Origin of the sequence: Methylobacterium sp. WL103 (genome assembly GCF_008039885.1) — a bacterium.
Lineage (GTDB): Bacteria > Pseudomonadota > Alphaproteobacteria > Rhizobiales > Beijerinckiaceae > Methylobacterium > Methylobacterium cerastii.
In genome coordinates this window covers 1-4,235 of the sequence record NZ_VRUX01000371.1, presented here as the reverse complement: position 1 = coordinate 4,235, position 4,235 = coordinate 1, and the positions used below count along the sequence as shown (strand labels likewise).

General features: G+C 68.9%; 4 protein-coding genes. All 4 read left to right on the top strand.

Going from position 1 to position 4,235, the window contains the following annotated elements; genetic code table 11:
- The first annotated feature begins 133 nt into the window (after positions 1–133).
- The 4 genes from FV222_RS18655 (at position 134) to FV222_RS18640 (ending at position 4,116) form a co-directional block, all read left to right on the top strand.
- Positions 134–814 (top strand): flagellar hook capping FlgD N-terminal domain-containing protein, encoded by a 681-nt coding sequence (locus FV222_RS18655; RefSeq protein ID WP_147762250.1) that lies wholly within the window; start codon positions 134–136, stop codon positions 812–814.
- Positions 815–906: 92 nt separating this feature from the next.
- Positions 907–1,182, top strand: coding sequence for a DUF1153 domain-containing protein (locus tag FV222_RS18650; protein ID WP_147728884.1), 276 nt, complete (start codon positions 907–909; stop codon positions 1,180–1,182).
- Positions 1,183–1,402: 220 nt separating this feature from the next.
- Entirely contained in the window at positions 1,403–3,013 is a 1,611-nt protein-coding gene (fliF, locus tag FV222_RS18645; RefSeq protein WP_147762251.1) for a flagellar basal-body MS-ring/collar protein FliF, read from the top strand.
- Between the two features lie 50 nt (positions 3,014–3,063).
- Positions 3,064–4,116, top strand: coding sequence for a flagellar motor switch protein FliG (locus FV222_RS18640; protein WP_147754027.1), 1,053 nt, complete (start codon positions 3,064–3,066; stop codon positions 4,114–4,116).
- Positions 4,117–4,235 lie beyond the last annotated feature (119 nt).

Below are 4,235 nucleotides of genomic sequence, written 5' to 3'. Positions count from 1 at the left end.
ATGTCGCGGCCGGCCCGGCCGCGGCAACGCCCTGCCCAACACCCCTTCCGACGCCGCCGTCTCGGAGGTCGCGCCCCTGCGCACGCTCCGCGGCCTGAGCGGCCTCGACATCCGGATCTGAGGAGGCCCACCGATGACCAGCGGCATTTCCAGCCTGACGAGCGCGGCCGCGTCGAGCGCTGCCGGCAAGACCGCCGACAGCGCGACGCTGGCGAGCAACTTCACGCAGTTCCTGACCCTGCTGACGACGCAGCTCAAGAACCAAAACCCGCTCGACCCGATGGACACCAACCAGTTCACGCAACAGCTGGTGCAGTTCGCCCAGGTGGAGCAGCAGCTGAAGGGCAACGACCGCCTCGACAGCATCCTGGCCAACAGCAAGGCGGCGAGCTCCGCTTCCGCCACGAGCTACATCGGCAAGACCGTCACCACCGACGGCACCACCGCAGACCTCAAGGACGGCTCGGCGACCTGGAACCTGACGCCGGCGCGCGACGCGACCAAGGCGGTGGTGACCATCTCCGATTCAAAGGGAAACGTCGTCGGCACGCAGACGACGTCGCTCGCCGCCGGCAGCCAGACCTTCTCGTGGAACGGCAAGAACTCGTCCGGCCTCGCGGCGCCGGAGGGTACCTACACGATCAAGGTCTCGGCCTCGGACGCCACCGGCGCCACGGTGCAGGTCGCCACGGCGACGAGCGGCAGCGTCGACAAGGTCGACCTCAGCGGCGCGAGCCCGGTTCTGATCATCGGCACCTCGCGCGTGCCCCTGTCCAGCGTCACCGGAATCGGGTTGTCCACAACCTCGAGCTGACGAATCACTTCCGAGTGATCCGCTTCAACATGTTTTAAGCTCGCGCAAGTAGGTTGGTGTCTCGACAGGTCAGTCGAGTTGTAGAGCGTACCATGACCGAACCGCACCGCCCGAGAGTGAAATACGTGATCGGGCCAGATGGAAGTCCACTGACGATCGCCGACCTGCCGCCTACGAGCACCCGTCGATGGGTGATCCGCCGGAAGGCGGAAGTGGTCGCCGCCGTTCGCGGCGGCCTCCTGAGCCTGGAAGAGGCCTGCCAGCGCTACACCCTCACCACCGAGGAGTTCCTGAGCTGGCAGTTCTCGATCGACCAGCACGGCCTTGCCGGCCTGCGCACCACGCGCATCCAGCATTACCGCCACTGACTCGACCCCGTGCCCCGTCCGACGCGGTCCAGTCCGCGCGGTCGACGCCGGTTTCACGCGAAGCCGTATCCGCCACCCCGCGGATGCGGCTTCGCTGCGTTCCGGGCTTCGCGTGGGACCAAGCCCTCCACTTCGTTAACCACACGCTAACCACGGCCTGGGCAAATTCTGCCGGGTGGCGCCGTCGTCGGCGCCCCCCAGGGGTGGGTGCGTAACAGCCGTGAAGCCGGTTCTCGATCTCGTCACCAAGCTCGGACCGGCGCGCCTCGCGGCGATGGCCGCGGTGACGCTGACGCTGATCGGCTTCTTCGCCTTCGTCATCCTGCGGGTCTCGCGCCCCGACATGGGCGTGCTGTTCGCCGACCTCTCGGCCTCGGACGCGGCCGCGGTCGTGCGCGACCTGGACGCCCGCGGCATCCGCTACGAGACCAAGGGCGACACCGGCCAGACCGTTCTGGCGCCGCGCGCCGACCTCCCGCGCCTGCGCATGGACCTCGCCGGCAAGGGCCTGCCGAGCCAGGCCGGCGTCGGCTACGAAATCTTCGACAAGGGCGACGCCTTCTCCTCGACCAACTTCGTCCAGAACGTGAATCACCTGCGCGCCCTCGAAGGCGAGCTGTCGCGCTCGATCCGGGCGATCGGCCGGGTCCAGGCCGCCCGCGTCCACCTCGTCATGCCCGAGCGGCGCCTGTTCGAGCGCGACCGCGAGCAGCCGAGCGCCGCCATCGTCCTGAAGCTGATGGGCGACCTCGACGCGGGCCAGGTCCGCGCGATCCGGCACCTGGCGGCCTCCGCGGTCGAGGGCCTGAAGCCCGAGCGCGTCTCGATCGTCGACGAGCGCGGCCGGCTGCTGGCCGACGGCGCCCGGGGCGAGCAGGGCGAGGCCGGCGCCTTCGAGGAGAAGCAGACCGGCCTCGAGCGCCGCCTGCGCTCGCAGATCGAGGAGATCGTCGCCGGCATCGTCGGGCCGGGCCGGGCCCGCGTGCAGGTCTCGGCCGAGCTCGACCTGAACCGCGTCGAGAGCCGGTCTGAGACCTTCGACCCGGAGAGCCGGGTCGTGCGCTCCAGCCAGACCCGCACCGAGGCCTCGCAGACCGCCAACTCCGAGGGCTCGGTCAGCGTCGGCAACGAGCTGCCGGGCGCGAACCAGGACAAGGCGCCGGCGCCCAAGGATTCCTCGAACAAGAACGAGGAGACCACCAACTACGAGATCTCCAAGGTCACCCGGACCGAGGTGGTCGAGGGCGGCCGGGTGAAGCGCCTCTCGGTGGCGGTGCTGGTCGACGGCGCCTACGTGGCGGGGGCCGACGGCAAGGTCGCCTACCAGCCCCGCCCCGCCGCCGAGATCGAGCGGATCGCCGCCCTGGTGCGCAGCACCGTCGGGTTCGACAAGGCGCGCGGCGACCAGATCGAGGTGGTGAACCTGCGCTTCGCCGAGGCGCCGGCGCCCGCCGACTTCGTCGAGCCGACGCTGGTCCAGTCGCTGCTCAGCCCGAGCAAGGAAGACGTGCTGCGGATTGTGGAGCTGGGCGTGCTCGCGCTGCTCACCCTGATCGTGCTGATGGCGGTGGTGCGCCCGCTCCTGCGCCGCGTGCTCGCCTCCGACCCGTCGGCGACGCCGATGATCACGGTGGTGGCCGGCGCAGGGATCGAGGCCGCCGCCGACGGCACCATCCTGGTGCCCGAGAGCAAGACCGCCAAGCTCATGGAGTTCGCCAAGATCAACGGGCAGATCCAAGCCGACACGGTGCAGCGTGTGGTCGACATGGTCCGCGCCAGCCCGTCCGAGACTGTGGAGGTCCTGCGCAACTGGATCCAGGAGACGCCGTAGGCGGTGTGGTTCGAGCGAAGATTTCGGTGGCTTGAGGAGAGAACGGAACGATGGCGGCGGGTACGGGACTGGGTCAGAGCTTGCAGGATCTCGGCGGGACGACGTTCGCGTCGATGCCCGGGCCCCAGCGTGCCGCCGCCTTGCTGCTGCTCCTCGGCGAGGCCGAGGGCGCGCCGATCTGGCAGCGCCTGGAAGAGGACGAGATCAAGACGGTCTCGCACGCCATGGTCCAACTCGGATCGCTCGAGGCCGAGACCGTCGAGAAGCTGATCATCGACTTCGTCTCGCGCCTCTCCAGCGGCGGCGGCATCACCTCGAACTTCGAGCGCACCGAATCGCTGCTGCTGAAGATCTTTCCCACCGAGCAGGTCTCGTTGATCATGGCCGAGATCAAGGGCGCCTCGGGTAAACGCGTCTGGGCCTCGATCGCCCAGGTCGACCCCGAGATCCTCGCCGCGTTCCTGCGCAACGAGTACCCGCAGACCGTGGCCGTCGTGCTGTCCAAGGTGCGCTCCGACTACGCGGCCAAGGTGCTCACCCTGCTGCCGGAGGAGTTCGCCATCGACGTGCTCAACCGGATGCTGCGGATGGAGACGGTGCAGAAGGAGGCGCTGCGCCACATCGAGGAGACGCTGCGGGTCGAGTTCGTCGCCACCATCGCGCAATCCGCCCGCCGCGACGCGCACGAGATGATGGCCGACGTGTTCAACGCCTTCGACCGCCAGACGGAAAGCCGCTTCCTTGCCGCCCTCGACCAGGGCAACCGCGGCTCGGCCAAGCGCATCCGCGAGTTGATGTTCACCTTCGAGGACCTGCTCAAGCTCGATCCCGGCAGCGTCCAGACGCTGATGCGCTCGGTCGACAACGAGACCCTGTGCCGGGCGCTAAAGGGCGCCGACGAGCGCGTGCGCGGCTTCTTCCTGGCGCAGATGTCGACGCGCGCCGCCAAGAACCTCACCGACGAGATGGGCTCGATCGGCCCGATCCGCCTCAAGGAGGTGGACGAGGCCCAGGCCAAGATGACCGAGCTGGCCAAGGACCTCGCCGACAAGGGTGAGATCATGATCGCCAAGAACAGTGCCGAAGAGGAGCTGGTCTATTGAACGCCCGATCCAGCGCGACCACGACGCCGTTCCTGTTCGAGACCGACTTCCGCCGGCCGCAGCCGAGCCGCGAGAGCATGCGCGCGGCCGAGGCCGCCGACGAGGCCGCTTCCCAGGCC